Annotated in this window: 20 protein-coding genes; all 20 read right to left on the minus strand. The window is 45.9% G+C overall.

The genetic code is table 11. The features are described 5' to 3' along the window. Positions 1 to 32: 32 nt before the first annotated feature. The gene (locus HMPREF9944_RS00275) at positions 33 to 1,961 is read right to left on the minus strand and encodes an NAD(+) synthase (RefSeq protein WP_008563632.1); all 1,929 of its coding nucleotides are present in this window, start codon (positions 1,959 to 1,961) and stop codon (positions 33 to 35) included. A gap of 3 nt (positions 1,962 to 1,964) precedes the next feature. After that, positions 1,965 to 3,164 carry a DUF2027 domain-containing protein gene (locus HMPREF9944_RS00280; RefSeq protein ID WP_008563634.1) on the minus strand — a complete coding sequence of 400 codons (1,200 nt, stop codon included), beginning with the start codon at positions 3,162 to 3,164 and terminating at the stop codon, positions 1,965 to 1,967. 41 nt (positions 3,165 to 3,205) lie between these two features. Next, positions 3,206 to 4,456 carry an S-adenosylmethionine:tRNA ribosyltransferase-isomerase gene (locus HMPREF9944_RS00285; RefSeq protein WP_008563637.1) on the minus strand — a complete coding sequence of 417 codons (1,251 nt, stop codon included), beginning with the start codon at positions 4,454 to 4,456 and terminating at the stop codon, positions 3,206 to 3,208. An 18-nt stretch (positions 4,457 to 4,474) separates the two neighbouring features. Next, complete coding sequence (locus tag HMPREF9944_RS00290) at positions 4,475 to 5,173, minus strand: phosphatase PAP2 family protein (RefSeq protein ID WP_044113100.1); 699 nt, start codon at positions 5,171 to 5,173, stop codon at positions 4,475 to 4,477. A 16-nt stretch (positions 5,174 to 5,189) separates the two neighbouring features. Beyond that, positions 5,190 to 5,951, minus strand: coding sequence for a tetratricopeptide repeat protein (locus HMPREF9944_RS00295; protein ID WP_008563640.1), 762 nt, complete (start codon positions 5,949 to 5,951; stop codon positions 5,190 to 5,192). A gap of 14 nt (positions 5,952 to 5,965) precedes the next feature. Beyond that, entirely contained in the window at positions 5,966 to 7,780 is a 1,815-nt protein-coding gene (locus HMPREF9944_RS00300; protein ID WP_008563641.1) for a BatD family protein, read from the minus strand. A 15-nt stretch (positions 7,781 to 7,795) separates the two neighbouring features. After that, positions 7,796 to 9,502, minus strand: a complete 1,707-nt coding sequence (locus tag HMPREF9944_RS00305) for a VWA domain-containing protein (protein WP_008563642.1) — start codon at positions 9,500 to 9,502, stop codon at positions 7,796 to 7,798. Positions 9,503 to 9,512: 10 nt separating this feature from the next. Then, a complete protein-coding gene (locus HMPREF9944_RS00310; RefSeq protein WP_008563643.1) occupies positions 9,513 to 10,511 on the minus strand; it encodes a vWA domain-containing protein in 999 nt (332 codons plus the stop codon). 5 nt (positions 10,512 to 10,516) lie between these two features. Continuing rightward, a complete protein-coding gene (locus HMPREF9944_RS00315) occupies positions 10,517 to 11,593 on the minus strand; it encodes a hypothetical protein (protein ID WP_008563644.1) in 1,077 nt (358 codons plus the stop codon). After that, positions 11,594 to 12,463 (minus strand): DUF58 domain-containing protein, encoded by an 870-nt coding sequence (locus HMPREF9944_RS00320; RefSeq protein WP_008563645.1) that lies wholly within the window; start codon positions 12,461 to 12,463, stop codon positions 11,594 to 11,596. Further along, positions 12,463 to 13,458 carry an AAA family ATPase gene (locus HMPREF9944_RS00325; protein ID WP_008563646.1) on the minus strand — a complete coding sequence of 332 codons (996 nt, stop codon included), beginning with the start codon at positions 13,456 to 13,458 and terminating at the stop codon, positions 12,463 to 12,465. The genes HMPREF9944_RS00320 and HMPREF9944_RS00325 overlap by 1 nt, the downstream gene beginning before the upstream one ends. Positions 13,459 to 14,179: 721 nt before the next feature. After that, the gene (locus HMPREF9944_RS00335) at positions 14,180 to 14,791 is read right to left on the minus strand and encodes a 30S ribosomal protein S16 (protein ID WP_008563649.1); all 612 of its coding nucleotides are present in this window, start codon (positions 14,789 to 14,791) and stop codon (positions 14,180 to 14,182) included. Between the two features lie 225 nt (positions 14,792 to 15,016). Beyond that, positions 15,017 to 16,054 (minus strand): UDP-glucose 4-epimerase GalE, encoded by a 1,038-nt coding sequence (galE, locus tag HMPREF9944_RS00340; protein WP_008563651.1) that lies wholly within the window; start codon positions 16,052 to 16,054, stop codon positions 15,017 to 15,019. 84 nt (positions 16,055 to 16,138) lie between these two features. Next, positions 16,139 to 16,741, minus strand: a complete 603-nt coding sequence (gene rsxA / locus HMPREF9944_RS00345) for an electron transport complex subunit RsxA (RefSeq protein ID WP_044113101.1) — start codon at positions 16,739 to 16,741, stop codon at positions 16,139 to 16,141. Positions 16,742 to 16,749: 8 nt separating this feature from the next. Beyond that, complete coding sequence (gene rsxE / locus HMPREF9944_RS00350; RefSeq protein ID WP_008563654.1) at positions 16,750 to 17,340, minus strand: electron transport complex subunit RsxE; 591 nt, start codon at positions 17,338 to 17,340, stop codon at positions 16,750 to 16,752. A gap of 19 nt (positions 17,341 to 17,359) precedes the next feature. Further along, on the minus strand, positions 17,360 to 17,983 hold the full coding sequence (locus HMPREF9944_RS00355) for an RnfABCDGE type electron transport complex subunit G (protein WP_008563655.1): 624 nt from the start codon (positions 17,981 to 17,983) through the stop codon (positions 17,360 to 17,362). 21 nt (positions 17,984 to 18,004) lie between these two features. Beyond that, positions 18,005 to 19,000 carry an RnfABCDGE type electron transport complex subunit D gene (locus tag HMPREF9944_RS00360; RefSeq protein WP_044113205.1) on the minus strand — a complete coding sequence of 332 codons (996 nt, stop codon included), beginning with the start codon at positions 18,998 to 19,000 and terminating at the stop codon, positions 18,005 to 18,007. A gap of 18 nt (positions 19,001 to 19,018) precedes the next feature. After that, positions 19,019 to 20,368 (minus strand): electron transport complex subunit RsxC, encoded by a 1,350-nt coding sequence (rsxC, locus tag HMPREF9944_RS00365; RefSeq protein WP_008563657.1) that lies wholly within the window; start codon positions 20,366 to 20,368, stop codon positions 19,019 to 19,021. Beyond that, entirely contained in the window at positions 20,365 to 21,243 is an 879-nt protein-coding gene (locus tag HMPREF9944_RS00370) for a Fe-S cluster domain-containing protein (protein ID WP_008563658.1), read from the minus strand. Before HMPREF9944_RS00370 ends, rsxC begins: the two co-directional genes overlap by 4 nt. Before the next feature lie 16 nt (positions 21,244 to 21,259). After that, a complete protein-coding gene (locus HMPREF9944_RS00375; RefSeq protein WP_008563659.1) occupies positions 21,260 to 21,682 on the minus strand; it encodes a SoxR reducing system RseC family protein in 423 nt (140 codons plus the stop codon). Positions 21,683 to 21,821: the final 139 nt, after the last annotated feature.

Below are 21,821 nucleotides of genomic sequence, written 5' to 3' on the forward strand. Positions count from 1 at the left end.
GGGCTTTCTGGGGGTGGGCTTCCCGTGAGTATTTATGTTTCCGAGGCTTCCTTTACCCACAACTCGGCGGCGGCATCGCTCGGCATACGCCAATCGCCACGCGGGCTGAGGCTGATGCTTCCCACTTTTGGGCCGTCGGGCAGGCAGCTGCGCTTGAACTGCTGACTGAAGAAGCGGCGGCAGAAGGTGACGAGCCACTTCGTGATTGTAGTCTCGTCGTAGCGGCCGGCAAAGGCCGAGCAGGCCAAGAGGCGCAGCTTGCGGGGACGGAAGCCGAAGCGCAGGAAATAATAGAGAAAGAAGTCGTGCAGTTCGTAAGGACCGACGAGGTCTTCGGTTTTTTGCTGGATATTGCCGTCTGCGTCGGCCGGTATCAACTCGGGACTGATAGGCGTGTCGACGATGTCGGCAAGAATGTCGGCCAACGGACGTGGCAACGTCTTCACAATATGGGTCACGAGATGCTTGATGAGCGTTTTGGGAACGCTTGCGTTGACGGCGTACATACTCATGTGGTCGCCGTTGTAGGTGGCCCAGCCGAGGGCAAGTTCGGAAAGGTCGCCCGTGCCGATGACCATGCCGCCCGCTTGGTTGGCGATGTCCATCAGAATTTGCGTACGTTCTCGAGCCTGCGCGTTCTCATAGGTCACGTCGTGGACAGCCATGTCGTGCCCGATGTCTTCGAAATGCAGGGCGACGCTCTTGGCGATATTGATTTCGCGAATGGTGATACCCGTTTCCTCCATCAGGCGCATGGCATTGCGATAGGTTCGGTCGGTGGTTCCGAACCCCGGCATCGTTACGCCGAGGATTCCCTTTCGGTCTATCTGTAACTTGTCAAACGTGCGAATGCAAACCAATAGTGCCAGCGTAGAGTCCAGTCCGCCGCTGATGCCCACGACTACGTGCTTGCATGCGGTGTGCGCCAAGCGCTTGGCAAGTCCCATCACCTGAATGCTGAATATTTCTTCGCAAGCCTCGGCCATGTTGTCGGTGTGCGGAATGAACGGAAGCGGGTCGAAAGTGCGCTCCAACTTGAAGTCAGCTTTCTCGTCGATGCCGTGGCAATCGGTCGTTTCAACAGTCGGCATGTCGTTTCGCTGTGCGTTGACAAAAGTCGTATTGTAGCGACGCTCGACACGGAGGCGTTCCACGTCGATTTGTGCCGTGACCAACTGCGGCGTCAACGAGAAGCGTTCGCCCTCGGCAAGCAGCGTGCCGTTCTCATATACCAATGCATTACCGCCATAGACCACGTCTTGCGTACTTTCTCCAAAGCCACAACTGCTGTAGACGTAGCCCGACAGCGTACGCGCACTCTGCTGGGAAAGCAGGCTTTTGAGGTAGCTGTGCTTGCCCACCAGTTCGTCGGTGGCTGAAAGGTTAAAGATAATGTCGGCACCCGACAAGGCCAAGTGGTTGCTTGGTGGGGTAGGTGCCCAAACGTCTTCGCAGATTTCAATGCCGAACTTCACGCCTTGTGATGTCACGAAAACCTTTGGGGCGGCAGAGACCTGCAACTTGTGGCCCGCATATCGGATTTCGGTAGGCCGCAGGTCCTGCGACGAAGCGAACCATCGCTTCTCGTAGAACTCGTTATAGTTGGGCAGATAGGTCTTGGGTACGATACCGAGAATCTCTCCCTGCTGAATGACGACCGCACAGTTCAGCAACAGATTGCCCACCACAACGGGCGCTCCGATAATCGAAATGATATTCAGCTTGCGTGTGAAATCAAGCAACACCATCATAGCCGTGTCGGCTTCGTCCAATAATAGGGATTGGCGGAAGAGGTCTTGACACGTGTAGCCCGTGATGGCCAATTCTGGGAACACAAGAACCTCGACGCCCTTTCCCTCTGCCTGTACAATGAGGTTCTCTATCTGCAGGGTGTTGAACTTTACGTCGCCCACTCGCACTGAAGGTATGGCACTCGCCACCTTGATAAAACCGTAGCTCATAGTTTATCGGATTGTAACCTGTGTCGCGCCATACCCGTATTCTTGGAATGAAGCGTCTTGGTAGGTGTATTTCTTGTATTTATAACGCAGTTCGTTCACGATGGCATTACGCAGAACGCCCCCGCCCTTGCCGTGAATGAAGACGAGCTTCTGCCCTTTCTTGCCTTCATGTTCGGCAAGGACTTCGCGGAATTTCGTCAGCTGATAGTTGAGAATGTCCAAGGAACTCATGCCAGCCGTCGTGTCAAGCAGGGCATCGGCATGCAAATCAATGACGACGATATCGTCATTCCGATGCTTCGCCTGAAATGGATGGCCTTTCTTCTGCCTGTTTTCATAACGCCTGACATAACCGTCGGCTTGCGCTTGCACTGCAATCTTTTGCGCCGCACCGGCATACATTTCATGCTTCAACTCCTTGGCATCTACAACCAAAGGCTTGACCGGGACATCGTTCACGATAATATCATGCAAAAGAGCGGGCGACTCGAAGAATGGATTGTCCTGAAACGTGTGCAGTTTGTAGAACTTCACGGGGTCGAGACGGAACTGCACAGCAATGCTTGGCTTCAATATAAAGCTCTTCTCTCGCTTATAAGCAATCAACTGAATGGCAATATGCGTCAAGTCGTTCAATGTTTCGCGCCCGAATTCCTCGATATAGAGCTTTGTGTTCGGTTCTGCCTCGCCTTGATATTTCAGTTTCCAACTATTTCCTTCTGCTGCGAGATAGCTGAATTGCTTGTAATAATTACTGTCGTTGACGAAATAAGTTTCAAAGCGGGTAGACGTGACTTCCTTGATATCGATAGGCACAAAGGCGATATAGGCAGAAAGCGTATTGCCTCCCTTACGTTCCTCGATCGGGGCTTTGTAGGAGACTGCCTTCGTATCGTCAATTACGTCATACCGACCGTCAAAAGCATTAGCCATCTCGTCCTGTCCTTCGCGCATCAACGACTTGATGCTTCGGTTGTCTTGGCTGATAGCATTGCCCTGCTTCTGTTCTACAGCGACGGCCTTTGCCTGAACAAGTTTCGACGTTGTATAATCTTCATTACCCACAACGACAACATCATTTATAGGGAACGGAATTTCAAAGCCGTCTTCATCTTCTACGAGCACAATATCTTTTCCTTGGAAACCGACAACCTTTCCCCCGCCGGTCTCACTGAGAAATCTTACTTTGTCACCTTTCTTCATATCTCTTTTCAATTTCGTTGTTTGTAGGAATATGGGACAGACTATGGAATTAACAACGAACTGTCGCCATAACTCAAGAAGCGGAAACCGTTATGCAGGGCATAGTCATAGATTTTCTTCCAATCACCATTCACGAAAGCACTCACCAAGAGTAACAACGTGCTTTGCGGCTGATGGAAATTCGTTATCAACATCTTGACAATCTTGTATTCGTAGCCCGGTGCAATGATAATCTGTGTACTGCCATGCAGGACTTCCGTGCCCGAACGGTCAAGCCAATCGATGATATTCTGAATGGCCTCGGTAGGCATGATGTACTTTACCGTCTTCCCCTCTCTTTCGTCTTCATAGGGTTCCCATTGGTTCACATGCAGTTCTTCTTCTGTAGCATCAGGATTGGAGGCTAATTTTACCCCGATATAATAAAGACTCTCCAAGGTTCTTACGCTCGTGGTCCCGACAGCAATAGCCTTGCAGTCATGCTTAAGTAGGCTCTCCAACGTATGCCGATGCACCACAACATATTCGGTATGCATCTCATGCCCCTCGATCTCTTTACTTTTGACCGGCTTGAATGTGCCTGCACCAACATGCAATGTCACCTCTTCACGTTCTATAGCACGATTATCAATGGCTTTCAGCACTTCATCCGTGAAATGAAGTCCGGCCGTTGGTGCCGCAACACTACCTTTTATCTTACTATAGACTGTCTGATAGGTGATCTTGTCACTTTCCTGCGTCTCACGATTCAGGTAAGGAGGGATGGGCAACTCACCCACGGCTTCCAGAATCTCTGCAAAGCTGATGTTCGTGTTGTCCCAAGTGAAGTCTACCCGATAGTTTGTTCCCGTCGCATGATGTACGCTCTTCTCACGATTCATAGTCACAGAAAGCGTAAGAGGCTCACCTTTAATTGCAAATTCATGCTTCAACGCACCTTCTTTCCATTTCTTCAGATTGCCAATCATACATAGCCACGAGCACTTCCCTTTGGTTTGGAACATCTGTTCATAGTCCGTTGGGGCGGCAGGCTCCATCAAGAATACCTCGATGAGTGCCCCCGTCTCTTTACGAAAATGCATACGTGCCTGTATGACACGCGTGTTGTTGAACACCATTAACGCGTGCTTCGGCAGATGATCAGGCAAGTTATAGAAAATATCCTCATATACCTTACCGTGCTCATAGATTAACAACTTGCTATGGTCGCGCCTTGCCAAGGGGAATTTAGCTATCCGTTCATCAGGCAGCGCATAATCATAATCGCCGGTTTTAATATGTTTCGTATCCATTCTTTCTGTTATTCTTCATCAGAGATGCACAAAGGTGCCTGCAATACAAGCACATATCATCAATAAAGTCAAGACCGCCACAACCACATCAGCATCTGAACGATTATATCCTGTCGAAGTGAATTGGCCGGAAACATAATCCACATGTGGATTACTTCTAAAATAAATATAATGATAGCCGGTATAGGCAACTAAACCACAGATGATGCCCCACAAAGTTCCGACTAAAACATCTGACGGATAATGTACACCGAGATAAATACGGGTAAAGCCGTTCGTAAATGCCCACAGGAAGAGTGCTATATTCAAGGACCGGCTTCTCACCAAACAGGAGAAAAACGTTGCAATGGCAAAAGTATTGGCAGCATGGGCCGAGAAAAAGCTATATTGTTCCTTACCGACCCAAACAATCGTATTTATAAGGTACTTGATTTCCGGATTATTACAAGGCCTCAAACGAGCAATCCATGGCTTTACCAGTAGGTTGTCTACCCCGCCGGCCAAGACAACGGCCAACAAACAACCAGAAACGGCAAGCACGATTTGCCCCATCGTTTCATTATTCTTGATGACAATATAGAACAATGACAAATACAATGGTATCCAGAACCAACCACTTGTAAGTGTTGCCATCATACCATTCAGCATCAGATTGTCGCAACCATTGACTGCAAACAATATGCGTCGGTCTAATTCTATAAGGTTCGTTATGTCCAAGAGATGAATCCTTCCGTTAAATTTCCTCTAAACTGCTAACCGGTATCCAACCTTCCCGACCGTCAGGCAAACGAATTTCTCGCCAACCTTTCATGCTCTTGTCTATCATTTCCACCTTAGTTCCCTCATGAATAACAAACTCATCCGACTCGGTTTTGGCTTTGCTCGGTGTTTTCCTGACATACACCGTAGGCGCAACGATGACAGCTCCGGTTCGATTTTCCAAGGCGTTTTCTTGTTGCCAAGCAAAAACGATACTCAGAACAAACAATACCAAACAAGTCAATGAGGCAAAGAAGCCGACTTTCTTCAACATGACGGCATCAATAAAGAGATAGACCAAGAATCCCAAAAGCGCAAGAATAATGGTAAAAATACTGGTAACAGCCCAACCGTCAACACTCATGAAGTTCACGATTTCTCTATACCATGTCACAAAAAACATCTCGTCGGCATCGGCAAATTTATCGATTGTCTTGCTCTTTGCAAACTGCAAGTTGAACCTAATGTCTCGATTTCCCGGGTCAAGTAGCAATGCTCTTTCATAATTCAGGATAGCCTTCGTCACATTATCCGTTCGAAAATAAGCATTCCCCAAATTATAATAGAGAGAAGCACTCTCCCCCGCTTTCAGAAGATGTTCATAATCTGTTATTGCCTGCTGATAATTCCTCTCCCGATAGGCTTTGTCTGCTTCTGCCTTTGTCAGGGCTTCAACGGGAACCGCAAACGACAAGCATGCAAACAGTAGTAATATTGGGGTTATATAACGTTTCATCTTATCTTTCAATATCAATGTTTTCTTTTCTTGAAAATACGCTCTATCTCTGTAATTGCAGTGACTGCAGAATTAAAGGTCTTGTTCATGTTTCCTGCAATGTCCCCCGGAGCATAGCGTTCGAATTCGCATTCATCCAAAGCCTCTATGAATTTATTGACCGTGTGGGCATTGACATCATGTAAAGTCAGCTTGTCAGCAATATTTTCACGCGAGAGTTGTTCTACAGGCATATTGAGTTTATCGCCCACATAGCCCCATAATGCGCGTAATACTTCATCATAAAACTCGTCAGCTTTACCGGCTTGCATGAGTTTTGCAGCCTGCCGAAGTCGTTTGCTTGCAACTTTATTGGCCCGTTTGCCTCGTTGCTTCACGATATCGGCCATCTCTACAGCCCGCTTTCTGAACACAATCAACAAGAAAACAAAAACTAACAAAGGCAACAACAAAGAGATAAAATAACCTATGGAGCCAAAGAAGTATTCTCCAACAGGACGCAAATCGGCATCACCTTTTATCAAGCCATGGATATCTTTGTCTTCCAAAGCGTAGTCGCCCTCATTGTTTCGTTTGCCATCGCCTTTGTTTACCTTAATATGGAAAGGCTGCGTCTTGACCGTTTTATATCCTTGTACGGCCGTATCATAATAGGTGAACGTTATTGCCGGTATGGTATACGCTCCTTGGTTCTGTGGAACGGCCAGAAAATCATAGACCATGTTCCCTTCGACCCCATTGACTGTCAGTCGGGTTTTGTCTGTTACCTTGGCATCATACTTATCAAAATCCTTCGGAAAGCCCACTTCGGGTTGCTTGATGAGCTTGAGATTGCCCACTCCGCCAATCACGACCCGCAAATTTAATGGTTCTCCCGCTTTCACTTCAGTTTTATTGATTTGAGCCGATATGTTAAACGACCCCACACCACCCGAGAAGTCCGCAGGACGGTGGGGCAACGGGTCTACTTGAATGGTCAACCCCGGTGCCTTAATGTCTTTACTCACTTCCACATAGCCCGAGCCTCCGTTAAAAAATGCCTCGAACGGGTCGACATTCCTGTTTTGCTGCACGACAATTCCTTTGAACGTGATGCTCGGAATCGTCAGTTTCCCCGTCATCTGTGGATACATGACATACTGGCTCCATGTGACACACCGATAAGCACGACCATTGATACGCTCAATATGGAAACTTTTTTGCTGCGGAAGCTTTACTTCCTGCGTATGAAACCCTGTCAAATCGGGCATATCACCCTTTAGTTGGGTCAGTTCCACCAATGTATAAACTTTATAGGTCAGCAAAACGGGCTCTTGTTCATGCACACGCTTTTTATTTGCACTCACGCGAATAAACAAATCATTACCGGAGATTCCTGAGCCGGCTGAACGGAGTTGCACATCGTCTTCGCCTTGTCCGCCGGTATTTCCCTTACGAGCGTGCCCCACCACCGTTACCTGTGCTGTCCGTGAGACAACTTTTCGCCCATTGATAACTGCATGTGCTGCGGGAATTGTGTATGTGCCTTGCTTTGATGCATACAATGTGTAAGTGAACGTGATTGATGAAGAGGACTTCGTATGCCCGTTTACCATCTGATAGCTCGACTGCTGCGACGTATAAGGGCCGGCTATGACTTCGATACCGGCCGGAATATTACCAGCTCGGAAGTCTTCTACGTCCTGCGTATTGACCATATAGGACAACCGGAAATTCTCTCCGGCAGCCACTTTTGCAGGAACTTCCACCGTTATACGCTGTGCAAAAGCGTCACCACTACAGATAACGGCAATCCAAAATAATATGAAATACTTGATATGTCTACTCATAGCAACCTCTACTACTTACCAATTTTTCTGCAATCTACGACTGCCACGCTGTTGCATGGCCTTTGATATACGCTGCTGTGTTGCTTTCTCATTCTGTATGGCAGCATTGAGTAACTGTTCAGCATTGTCTTTACTCATGCGGTCTTTCGGCTTTTGCTGTTCATTTTTATCCTGCTTCTTCTGATCTTGTTGCTTATCCTTTTTGTCTTTATTATCTTTGTTATTCTTGTCTTTCTTGTCCTTCTGCTTCTGTTGTTTCTTGTTCTGTGGGTTATTCTTCAATAGTTTCTTGCACAAAGCAAGGTTATAGCGCGTCTCATTATCCATTGGATTGTTGCGCAAGGCTTCTTTATAGGCTTGAATGGCCTCTGCATACATTTGATGACGCTGGCAGATATACCCTATATTGTGATAACTCTGCGACTTACGAATTTTATTCGTTTCCAACTTTCCTGCCCTTTGCAGCATATCCGTTGCAGAGGAATCCTTCTGTTGCATCAACAGGGCCGTTCCAAGATTGTAAAGTGCCTGCGGATTATCCGGCTTTTTCGATACGGCCTTACGGTATTCCACTTCTGCCTTGATGAAATTCTGATCGCGAAACAGTTTATTTCCGTTTCTAATATACTGTCTGTCGGTCTGCGCATGCACCGTTCCGCCCAACATGCAGACCAATAGCAGAACAACGGATTTGTCATATCGCTTTCTCTTAAACAATCTTACATTCTTCAACAGCGGGTTCTTTGATTCCAGCAACATGACTTCTGCCACCAACAGCAACAGCAAAATAATACCAAAAGCCTGAAATTGCTCACTGTATTCACTATAGATGACAACGTCAGTTGTCCCACTTTGCAATTTAGACAGTTCCGCATTCAGTTTCTCCTGTGCCTCATTCGTGTTGTCAACATGGATATATGTACCGCTACCGGCCTGTGCAATCTGACGGCACATTTGCTCATTCAGCGCAGACATCACGGTTTGTCCGCTGTTATCTTTCATGTAACCACCCTCACCATCGGGTATCGGTGAACCTTTAGGGTCGCCAATTCCCAAGATAAAGACATTGATTCCTTTCTTATGGGCAGCCTGAGCCGCCTCCAAAGCACCGCCTTCATGGTCCTCGCCATCGGTGATGACAATGATGGCCTTGCCTACATTATCCTGTTGCGTAAAGCTGTTCTGACTCAATGTGATTGCACGTGCAAGATCGGTTCCCTGTGTGGCTATCAGAGAAGGGTTGATATTCTGCAAGAACATCTTGGCCGACACGTAGTCACTTGTTATCGGTAGCTGTACGAAAGCATCACCGGCGAATACCACAAGCCCTACTTTGTCATTCGTGAAGTGGTCTACAAGGTTTTCGACGAGCAGTTTGCTCTTTTCCAATCTTGATGGTACAACGTCTTCGGCCAACATCGAATTACTGATATCCAAGGTTATGATAGCCTCGATGCCATTCCGCTTATCATGCGAAATCTTTGTTCCTGCCTGTGGACGTGCAATTATTAACACTAAAACAGCGATGGCCGTCAGAAGTAACCAAAACTTTATTGTTGGACGATATGCCGAAACATCGGGCATCATCTCCTTCAGCAGGACCGGGTCACCAAACTTCCGCAGTTTCTTTTTCCGCTGCCGCCACACCGCAAATCTCATCATTGCTAAAACGGGAATGATGAGCAACAGCCACAAATATGCAGGATCTTCAAATCTTAACATGCCTTTTCTTTTAAGGAATTCTTCTCAAAACAGTCGTCCGAAGGATAACTTCCAACAATAAAATCAAGAGTGCTGCAATCGCAAATGGTTGATAAGCCTCATAGCGTTTTGAGAATTTCTTCACGTCCATCTTACTCTTTTCGAGCTGATCGATATCTTTATAAATCTGTTTCAGTTCCCTGTTATTCGTTGCCCGATAGAAATTACCCTCTGTCGTGGCAGCAATAGCACTCAAGGTCTTGCTGTCTATCTCCACGGGAATATTCACATATTGCGTTCCTCCGGCTACCGGCATCGGATAAGGTGCCACCTTGTTCGTCCCGACACCAATCGTATAGACGCGGATACCCATGCTACGTGCTATCTGTGCACTCGTCATCGGCGAAATATCTCCCATGTTATTACTACCGTCAGTCAACAAGATGACAACCTTGCTCTTGGCTTTTGAATCTTTCAAACGGCTCACGGCATTTGCCAATCCCATGCCGACAGCTGTGCCATCGGAAATCAATCCGCGGGCAGCTATATCGGTTCTTACGCTCTGCAACAGGTTTATCAGCGACGCATGGTCAGTAGTCATCGGGCATTGGGTAAAGGCCTCGCCGGCAAAAATGGTCAATCCTATATTGTCATTGGGCCGATCAGCGATGAATTCCGAAGCCACGTTCTTGGCTGCTTCCAATCTGTTAGGCTTCAAATCTTCAGCCAACATCGAGGTTGAGACGTCCATTGCCAACATGATATCGATGCCCTCTACCTGCTTATTGTCCCAAGAGTTGTGGGTCTGGGGACGAGCCATAACGATGACAATCAGCACAAATGCGATGCAACGCAACCCCATCGGCAAATCGATCAATCTCATTTTCCAACTCTTCGGTGCATGGCGATAGGCAAAAGTGTCGCTCATCAGCATCGTAGGCTCACGCTTGTTGCGATAAAGGAAATACCACAAAATGTAGGGTATCAGCAATATCAATAAGATGAAATACTCTTTATTTGCAAATTCCATGATGCTTAACCTAACAATTGTGACAGTTGATAAACAATATAAGCGACCAAAACAATCACCAAGACCACTGAGGTATAAATCAAGGTCTTGAGCGTTACGCGGTTCTTGCGCGTCTTTTCTTCGTCTTCACTCAACTTCGGGACGATACGTTCTTCCACTTCTTTCGTTGCAGTCTTGGTCTCGTCGATGAACTTGGCTGCATTGACAAGGTTCAAATCGTTCTCATTGATGAGTGCATTATGCTTGGCAAACTTCACCAAATCGGCTGTTTCAAAGAGTTCATGTAGTTCATCAATGCCCTTTTGGTCACCGGTTTCTCTCAACCGACAAATGATTTCATTGCTGGTCATCTCCATGGCATTGAAGCCGAAACGCTCTTCGATGTACTTTCGCAAGGTGTCGGTAAGCCTTGTATAATATTCCTTTTGATTTTCAGAGTTTGCCATATGCGAAGCCTTGATCTCCTCTATTTCATGCAACGCCTTTTGATGTGCAGGCACATGTCTGACTATCCTGATACGTGTAATGATGGGTTTGTTCTTTTTCAAACGCACATATAAATAGCCAGTCAGCAGACAAAGCATCACAACGACAATGCTCAACCAAAACACCATGCGCCATTCACTCCACAAGAAAGGATTGTCTTGGACATCTTTTGGCGGGAAAAACTGATTGGGATGCAGCGTATCGACCGGAACGGTAAGCACTTTCAAAGCCAATTGCGAGCCTTTAAACGTCCGTCCGTCCACCTTTACGGTCAGTGCAGGAATGGCATAAAGCTTTTCATCAAAGCTGGTTAACGTGTAAACATGGCTGACCTTTGTCATGCCATCGACTTCAGTTACCTCTCCGTCGTGCTGCTCTACGACCTCAACACCGGGCACTAAAAACTGTGAAGGCTTGAAACGTGGCCAAACAATCTTTGCGTCATGACGGGCCGTCACAGCCAAGGTCATGCGAGCTTGCTGCCCAATCAGAATGGCAATGGAGTCGATAGTTTGTTCCACTTGCACCTGTTGTGCCCGGCCTACAGCCGAGAACATTATTCCAACCGCAATGATTATATTCCTTAAAAATCTCATTTATGCTCTTTTCTTAAACAGCAGCATCAGTGCTTTCGTAAAGTTTTCATTGGTAGCCACCGAAGTCCAATCGACCTTACTCTTGGCAAACAGTGTATGAAGTCGGTCTTCGCGCTCCACCCAATAGCGGGTATGAGCCTGCCGCAACTTAGCCGAACCGGTGTCGATAATCATCTCATGTCCTGTTTCGGCATCAAGAACCTTCATCAATCCGATATCCGGCAGCATCTTCGCACGTGGGTCATAGACCTGAATGGCCACCATGTCATGTTTCGAATTGGCTATTTGCATAGCCTTTGTGAAGTCGTCACGCGTGTAGAAGTCGCTCAAGAGGAAGGCCGTTGTGCGCCGCTTCATCATGCGCGTAAGGTAAGACACAGCCATACCGACGTCCGTCCGGACACTCGCGGGCTTGAAATCCAACAGTTCACGAATGATATAAAGGATGTGACGACGGCCCTTTTTGGGCGGGATATACTTCTCTATCCGATCTGAAAAGAAGATAACTCCGATCTTATCGTTATTCTGAATGGCACTGAAAGCCAGCGTTGCAGCAATCTCGGTCACCATTTCGCGCTTGGTCTGGCGCACAGTTCCGAAGTCAAGCGAGCCGCTGACGTCCACCAACAGCATCACCGTCAGTTCACGTTCTTCCTCAAACACCTTCACATAGGGGCGATGAAAGCGAGCCGTGACATTCCAGTCTATATCGCGGACATCGTCACCATATTGGTATTCTCTCACTTCACTGAAAGCCATTCCACGCCCCTTAAAGGCCGAATGGTACTGCCCCGCAAAGATATTCTGACTCAAGCCACGCGCCTTGATCTCTATCTTCCTGACCTTTTTTATGATTTCTGATGTATCCATCAAGGCACTTCTACCTTATTAACTATCTTAGATACGATTTCCTCTGCACTGACATTGCTGGCCTCAGCCTCGTAGGACAGGCCGATACGATGGCGCATCACGTCGTGAACCACAGCGCGCACGTCTTCTGGAACCACATATCCTCTGTGTTTGATGAAGGCATATGCACGGGCCGCCTTGGCCAAATTGATGCTTGCACGCGGGCTTCCGCCGTAGGTTATCAGGTCTTTCAGCTCGCCCAACCCGTAACGTTCGGGGTAACGACTGGCGAAGACAATGTCGGCAATATACTGTGCTATCTTCTCGTCGATGTAAACCTGACTGACCACCTCGCGGGCTTTCATGATTTCGGTTGCGCTCGTCACAGGCTTGACCGTGGGGAAACAGCCAGCAATGTTCTCCTTGATAATCAGCTTTTCCTCTTCAAGCGTGGGGTAATCTATCACGACTTTCAGCATGAAACGGTCCACTTGAGCCTCGGGCAGCTGATAGGTTCCCTCTTGTTCTATAGGGTTTTGTGTTGCCATGACAAGGAAAGGACTCGGCAAAGAGAATGTCTTTTCACCGATAGTCACCTGATGTTCCTGCATTGCCTCAAGCAAAGCACTTTGCACTTTGGCCGGGGCGCGGTTGATTTCGTCTGCCAATACGAAGTTAGCAAACACAGGTCCCTTCTTCACATGGAAGCTTTCGTCTTTCTGCGAATAGATTTGCGTACCGATAACATCGGCAGGAAGCAAGTCAGGTGTGAACTGTATCCTGCTGAAATTGGCTTCTATCAGTTGCGAAAGCGTTTTAATGGCCAGTGTTTTTGCCAATCCAGGCACGCCTTCCAATAGGACATGACCATCGCTTAACAGCGAAATGAGCAGCGAATCTACCAGATGTTTCTGGCCGACAATCACTTGATCCATACCCGCAACAAGGTTGGTCACGAAACCACTTTGCTGCTCTATCATCATATTCAGTTCACGAATGTCTAACGTTTCAGCCATAATTTATTTGTTTCAATTATAATTTTATGAACGCAAAATTACAACAAATCGGCAAGAGACAGCCATAACGGCAACTAATTTATATTAAAATAAGAGGCTGTCTTCTGATTTTAAGAAACTTTCAAAGAGCAAATTACTTCTAAAAACAGGTGAGAATGAACAGAGGAAATAAGTGGTATGCCTTCCGCATCTCCCAGTTCCGTCTCTTATACACCGCTTTCCTTGCGGCTGAAGAAAGCCTTTTTGTTTGTCAATATCTTTCATAATAGATTTGCATTCGCCTGCAATATTTCGTAAATTTGCATCAGGGGAAAGCGTCATCATGCTTTCCCTTTTTCATATCACCTTGCGAACGAGACGATGAACGGGGCGAAATCTTTTTCAATTCAGGCCATATTGCATCGCGAAATGGGGCATTTCGCACGCTAAGATGGCCCATCTTGTATGCCAATATGCCCCATTTTGCATGACAGAACAATCCAAATCGCCCCATTACCTCGCCTTATTGAAAAACAAAGAGAAATGATATTGTAAACTTTTCTGAGTTTTTTCAAGAAATTTAAAGGCCAAGGATACTTTCAATTCATCTTGAGTGAACGCACGAATCGTGTATCCCTACATTTCTATCTCAGCCATAAACCGGCACGACCGAATGGATAAAGTCACTAAAAAAGGGACGAACACGCTGTTCGCCCCTTTTCTTTATTCCGTTAAAAAAGTGTTATGCTTCTGCCGGAGTCTCTGTTTCAGCTGCCGGAGTTTCTACTTCAGCTACGGGAGCCTCTGCTTCAGCAACTGGAGCGGCCTCTTCTGGTTGTTGTTCCGTCTCTTCAGCATGCTTTGCTGCCTCTGCTTCAGCCTTTTCAACGGCTTCAGCAGCCTTCTTGTCAGCTACCTTTTTGGCGATAGCTTCATTCATCTTCTTCTCTGCTTCGAGCTCAGCTTTCTCGGCATCCTTCTTTGTTTTCGCATCCTTCTCGCGGATAGCCTCAAAGCCTTTCAGCTTGTTTTCCTTCCAAGCATCGAACTTTTTCTGTGCAGTAGCCTCATCGAAAGCACCCTTTTTAACACCTCCACGGAGGTGTTTCATCATGTAAACGCCTTCACTCTTGAGAATGTTGCGGACAGTGTCAGTGGGTTGTGCACCGGTTTCCACCCAATAGAGGGCGCGGTCGAAATTCAAATCTACGGTAGCAGGATTGGTATTTGGATTGTAAGTACCAATCTTCTCAGTAAATTTACCATCACGTGGTGCTCTAACGTCAGCGATTACGATACCATAAAAAGCATAGCCTTTACGGCCGCCACGCTGCAATCTGATTTTTGTTGCCATTTCTTAAAATTTTAATTAGGTTTGAATTAATGCTGCCAACACGTGACAGCGCGTGCAAAGGTATGAATATTTATCGGCACACGCGTGCTTACGGTCTCGCAGAAGCCAATGTTTAATGTTATTTAACCAAAAAAGTCTGCGACTATTCATCGCAGACTCGAACCGCAGGAGAAACGAAATCACTGTCTAAGATCGTTGCAGACAGGATTGTTTTCCTTGTTTTTGTTACATGATACCGTCTTCACGTAGTTTCTTTTGCCATTTCCATGCACTGGCAAGTACGTCTTTCAAGGGTGTTTCAGCCTTCCAACCGAGTACGTTGTTGGCCTTGGTACAGTCGCCCCATATCTTTTCTATGTCGCCTTCGCGGCGTGGACCGTACTTCCAGTTCACCTTAACTCCCGTCGCTTCTTCAAATGTTTCGACAATTTCCTTGGTTGTATTTCCGTGTCCGGTTCCTATATTAAAGTATTCGATACGGTCGGTTTTCTCGTCCAATACGCGCCGCATGGCAGCCACATGTGCCTTTGCCAAGTCGACCACATAGATGTAATCGCGGATACAAGTACCATCGGGTGTGTTGTAATCATTGCCGAAAATAGTGAGTTCCTTGCGAATACCCATGGCCGTTTGCGTGACAAAAGGAATGAGATTTGCAGGCACGCCGTTGGGCAACTCACCGATCAAGGCAGACGGATGCGCCCCGATTGGGTTGAAATAGCGCAGGACGATGCTCTTGATATCGGCTCCGCTGTGAATGTAATCATAGATGATTTGCTCGTTGATTTCCTTGGTGTTGCCGTATGGGGAGGTAGCCTTTTGATGCGGTGCCTCCTCTGTTACGGGCAAATTCTCGGGTTTCGGCTGTCCATAAACCGTGCAACTTGAAGAGAAGATGAAGCCCTTTACGTTATATTTCGGCATCAATTCCAACAGGTTAATCAATGAAACAATGTTGTTACGATAGTAGAGTAAAGGCTTTTGGACGCTCTCTCCGACTGCCTTGGAAGCAGCAAAATGAATGATACCTTCAATCTTTGGATACTTCTTAAAAACGTTTTCGGTAGCTGTTTTGTCCCGTAGGTCGACCTTCTCAAAGGCAGGTCTGGTGCCCGTTATCTGCTCAATGCCGTCGAGCACTTCTAGTTTTGAGTTACTCAGGTCGTCAATAATAACCACCTCATAGCCTGCTTCTATCAACTCCACGGCCGTATGCGAACCGATAAAGCCTGTGCCGCCCGTAACAAGTATTGTCTGTTTCATAGCAATTGTTTATGTTTATATTGCAACAAAGGTACATAAATTAAACGAAAAATCATATACCATTGTAGTAAATATTTATTATTTTTAGCCCAATCCAAACAAAACTCGCAATCCGCTCTCAAGGCCACTGAACCCCATGAAGGCCAAAGCAAGTAGTGAAGCCGTAACAAGAACGATGCTCATTCCTCGCATACCTTTCGGGATATTGACCAATTCCTGCTGCTCACGAAGTCCGGCAAACAGCACTAAAGAAAGCGCAAAGCCTAGTGCCGTAGAGAAAGCATAGACAATACTTTGCAACAATGTGTAGTCTTTTTGGATGACAAGGATGGCTACGCCCAGCACACAACAGTTTGTTGTAATCAAAGGAAGAAAGATTCCCAAGGCTTGATAGAGTGAAGGAGAAACTTTCTTCAAGATGATTTCAACCATCTGAACCAAAGCTGCAATGACAAGAATAAACGCCAACGTCTGTAAGTATTCGAGACCCAACGCATCAAGCACATATTTCTGAATGAGCCATGTAATAATGGTAGCCAAAGTCAAGACAAAAGCCAGCGCACCTCCCATTCCTATAGCAGTATCTATCTTTTTAGATACCCCGAGAAATGGACAGATGCCCAAGAACTGTGACAAGACAATGTTGTTGACAAAGATTGCCGAAACGAATATCAATAGGTATTCCATCATTCAAATTACTTAGAGGTTCTGATTTTATTAAAGATTGCTACGAGATATCCAAGTGTAAGAAATGCACCCGGTGGCAGAACAAATAACAGAATATTGGTTGTTTCGGGAAGCATACGCAGACCGAAAAGGCTTCCGGAACCCAGCAATTCTCTGACGCTGCCCAACAAAGTGAGCCCTAAAGTGAAGCCTAAACCAATTCCTATGGCATCAAAAATGCTGGTCAAAGGAGTGTTCTTGCAGGCAAAACTCTCTGCACGACCCAATATGATGCAGTTCACGACAATCAAAGGGATATAAATACCCAATGCCTTATTGACTGAGTCAGGCGCATAGGCGCTCATAAACATCTGCAATATCGTTACGAAAGCCGCTATCACAACGATGAAAACGGGAATCCTAACCATGTCGGGTGTAACTTTCTTGATACATGAAATCACGAAATTCGTACATATTAGCACTGTCATTGTAGCAAGTCCCATGGACAAACCGTTGATTGCACTTGTTGTTGTAGCAAGTGTAGGACACATTCCAAGGAACAGCACAAAGATTGGATTTTCCTTAATCAATCCATTCAATAATATTTTAATATTGCTCATCGTCTTCGTTTTTCTTGTTCTACTGATTCGTCGGCTCAAAACAAACTTTTTCATGCGCCCAATCTATTTTCATATAAGCCCGGTAGGCTTGATTAATTGCCTTCAGAAAAGCCCGACTTGTAATGGTTGAGGCCGTAATGGCATCTACGTCACCACCATCTTTACTGACAGCAAGCGAGCCTCCTTTTGGATTTTTGCCAATGATGTTTCCCTTTCCGTCTTTTTGAAACCATTGATCAACCTTTGCTCCCAGTCCCGGAGTCTCTGAACTGGCCAATATGGTGTATCCCAAAATATGCCCATTTGTATCAAAACCGACTAACACTTTCAATTCGCCACCAAAAGCATTTGTAGAACTTTCGACAGCAGCTCCCAATCTCTCTCCCGTTGCACCAGCACAAGCATGAATTACGAAAGAAGAAAGCTTTCCGTCTATGGTATCTGTTACTTCAAGTGGTGCCGCCACACTTATCTGCTGACATTGCATAACTGTTTTGATGCCTGCAGCAAGTGTCTGCTCCTGTTTTATCTTGATAGGTCCTTCAGTTATTTGGTTAACAGAAGCCAAGATTACACCTATCAGCAATGAAAAACCTACCAGCACACCCACCATATTGGGTAAAGATGATTTGATTTTCTGCATCTTTCTTATTCTTTTAAATGTTTATCGATTTACCTTTTCACCAAATCTCTTTGGCTTCGTGTAGAGATTGATAAGCGGTGTAAAGGCATTCATAATCAAAATCGCAAAACTCATTCCCTCAGGATAACTGCCCCAGTTGCGAATGACAATAGTCAAGAAACCAATGGCAATACCATAGATGATTTGCCCTTTATGGGTCATTGGGGAGGTCACGTAGTCGGTTGCCATAAAGATTGCACCCAACATGATGCCACCACTCAATATTACGACAAACGGATTTGCATATACCGGACTTGCCAAATGGAGCAAACCGCTGAAAACAAACACTGTTGTAATGATAGTCACAGGAATATGCCATGTAATGACTTTTTTCCACAACAGATAAATAAAGCCTAACAACAAAGCAATGGCACAAACCTCGCCGATTGTACCGGCTCCACCCAAGGGATTATTGCCCAATAACATGTGGAAAGTATCAGGAAGCGTTGTTAGCAAGTTTGAGTTACCGGTCTTAATAGCCGCTTTCATCACACTAAGTGGCGTGGCACCTGTCTCTGCATCTAAATAACTACTCATCTGACCAGCAACAGGCCATGAAGTCATTTGCGCCGGAAAGCTCACCAACAAAATACATCGCCCCACTAAAGCTGGATTAAAGGGATTATTACCCAGCCCACCAAAACTCATCTTCCCTACACCAATAGCCATCAAGGCACCTATCAATATAATCCATACCGGCAGATTACTCGGTAGATTCATGCCCAAAAGCAATCCTGTCACTATGGCTGAACCGTCAGAGAGCGTAGGTCGACGTTTCAGTATATACATGGAAATGGCCCATTCAAGAAACATACATGCAGCCACACTACTTAACAATACGACTGCACTTCCCAATCCGAAATAGAAAAGAGAAATCAGCACTGCAGGCAAAAGCGCAATGACGACACCAAACATGTTCTTCTCAACGCTTTCAGTTCCATGCGCATGCGGACTTAAAGAAACAATTAAATTCCCCATTATTATCTTAATCATCAATTATTTTTGATTCCTCGCCTTAATACGCCCCATGACCACACCTTTTCCTTGCAAGATATTATCAAGTATAGGACGATGTGAAGGGCAAGTAAACTGGCAAGAACCACACGAAATACATGAAACAACATCTTCATGCTCCAAACGTTCATAGTGTTTGAATGCTGAAAGCGTTGCTAACAAATAGGGTTCAAGTCCCATCGGACACACTTCCACACACTTACCGCAACGAATGCAAGGTTCAATAGGCTTGCGATGTGCATCGGCATCTGTCAGAACAGTAATGGAATTGGTGCCTTTAGTTACAGGAACTTCTAAGCTAATCACCGATTTTCCCATCATCGGACCACCTGCCAACACTTTATTGTCCCCATCAGGAAGTCCTCCACATGCTGCTATCAAGTCCTTGAAAGGTGTTCCCATTCTTACCAAGAAATTACCCGGCTGTTTGATATGCTCGCCCGTAACAGTCGTATATCGCTCAAACAAAGGCTTGTGTTTCATTACAGCTTGATAAACGGCAAACACCGTACCTACGTTCTGAACGATAGCTCCAACATTAACAGGTATAGCCGGTGGGGCTGGGACCTGCCTTCCTATCACTGCATCAACTAACTGCTTCTCACCACCTTGGGGATACTTCATCGCCAACGGAACAATAGTAATCTGTGAATCTTCTACTGTTAATTCGGTCAGCAACTGAATGGCTTTCGGCTTGTTTTCTTCTATACCGATATAGCCTTTTTCCACTTTTGCTGCCTTCATCAATAACTTTAAGCCGACCAATACCTCTGCCGCATGCTCCATCATAAGCCGATAGTCTGCCGTGATATAAGGTTCGCATTCAACTGCATTGACAATAATACATTCTGCCTTGGCAGTTGGAGGAGGGCACAATTTGATAAAAGTAGGAAAACTTGCACCTCCCATTCCCGTAATGCCTGCAATCTTTATTCGTTCGATAATTTCTTCGGCTGTCAGTTCGGGATGTGCTTCCATACTTTCCAACTCACTACTTCTATCAATCCCTTCTTCCCACTCATCGCCTTCTACATTAATGATAATGACAGGCTGACGATAACCTGTTGCATCAATCGATGTATCTATCTTTGCTACTGTTCCCGATACGGAACTGTAGATAGGAGCACTCACAAAACCATTTGCCTCAGCTATCAATGTACCTACCTTTACCTTATCTCCCCGCTTTACGACCGGCCTTGCCGGTGCTCCAATATGTTGCCCCAAAGGAAATACTGCAGCCTTGGGTAAAGCCGCTTCTTTTGTAGGAATATCAGCTGTCAGCTTATGTTCCTGTGGGTGCACACCACCTATTCTGAATGTAAATAACTTCATGCTTTCACCTCGCTTTCTTGCGCCACAACTTCTGTGTTCACCATCTTCTTCAACGGGAAATTAATTTTCAGGATAGCACCTGTCGGGCATTCGTCTACACATTTCGTACACAGACGACATTTATTATAGTCGATATAACTTAGATTGTTTTCTATCGTAATCGCTTCAAACTTGCAAACTTTCTCACATTTCCCACAACCGATACAAGCTACCTCGCAGGCCTTCTTCGCCACAGCTCCCTTGTCCATATTGACACATTGCACATAAACACGGCGACCTTTAGGCCCCTTCTTTCTAAGTTCAATGATATGGCGAGGGCAAGCCTTTACACATGCACCGCAACTGGTACATTTATCCTCATCAACCTCAGGAAGTCCGGTTTCCTCATTGATATGGATAGCATCAAACAGACAGGCTTCCACACAATCACCACAACCTAAACAACCAAAACCACAACTGGTCTCACCTGCACCTGTGGCATGCATGGCGGCACAAGTATGCAAACCATCATAAGCAGCAATACGCGGACGATGCGCACAACTACCATTACAACGCACAACAGCAACCATCGCTTCTGCTATTGCAACTGTAATACCCAAAGCATCAGCAACCTGCTTCATCACCTCCTCACCTCCGACAGGACAGACCAACCCCTCAATAGAACCTTTGTCTGCACCACAAACCAATGCTCCGGCCATGCCCGAACAACCGGCAAAACCACAGCCACCGCAGTTCGCACCGGGCAGAAGTGCTGTTACCTCACCAATGCGAGGGTCTTCCTCCACAGCAAACTTCTTGGAAACCACATACAACACAATGGCTGCAACCAATGCGATAGCTCCAAGAACACATACTGCTGTCAACACAAAATTCATAATGTTCTGATATGTTTTAGTTAGATTCTTGTTCGATATTGAAGTGCACCTGCTCTTTTATTCTCTCACGGAAGAGATAGAGCACTATATAATAAGGTATCAAAATGGCTAATGCCGAAAGTGCGGCCCAGCCATCACTCCTCGTACAGATACGAACCAAGATAAGAGTCGTCATCAAAATCATCAAAGGAAAGAGATAAGCATAAAGCATTGCCATTAACCCTACCTGACTCGTTGTAGAAACAATAACTCGTTCACCGACATGATAGCGAGCCACATCACGACAATAAACGTCTACCACCTTGACTTTCGCCTCAGATGCATGGCAATTCCCGGCAACCCGACAATCAGCACACGCTGATGCCTGCATGATTTCCACATAAAGACAATCGATGCCGATAGACTTTATCACACCTGAATGGATAATCTTGTTGCTCATTTTAATAGATTGTAATCTTTAGTTTGCAATGCAAAGGTAATAGGATTTTTCTATTCTGCAAATATTTTACCTTGATAATTGTACTTCAGGGATACCATGTTAACAACCCTTAAACATATATGTTTGCAGGATTTTCTTT

The sequence above is a fragment of the Segatella maculosa OT 289 genome (assembly GCF_000243015.1).
In the GTDB taxonomy this organism is placed as follows: domain Bacteria; phylum Bacteroidota; class Bacteroidia; order Bacteroidales; family Bacteroidaceae; genus Prevotella; species Prevotella maculosa.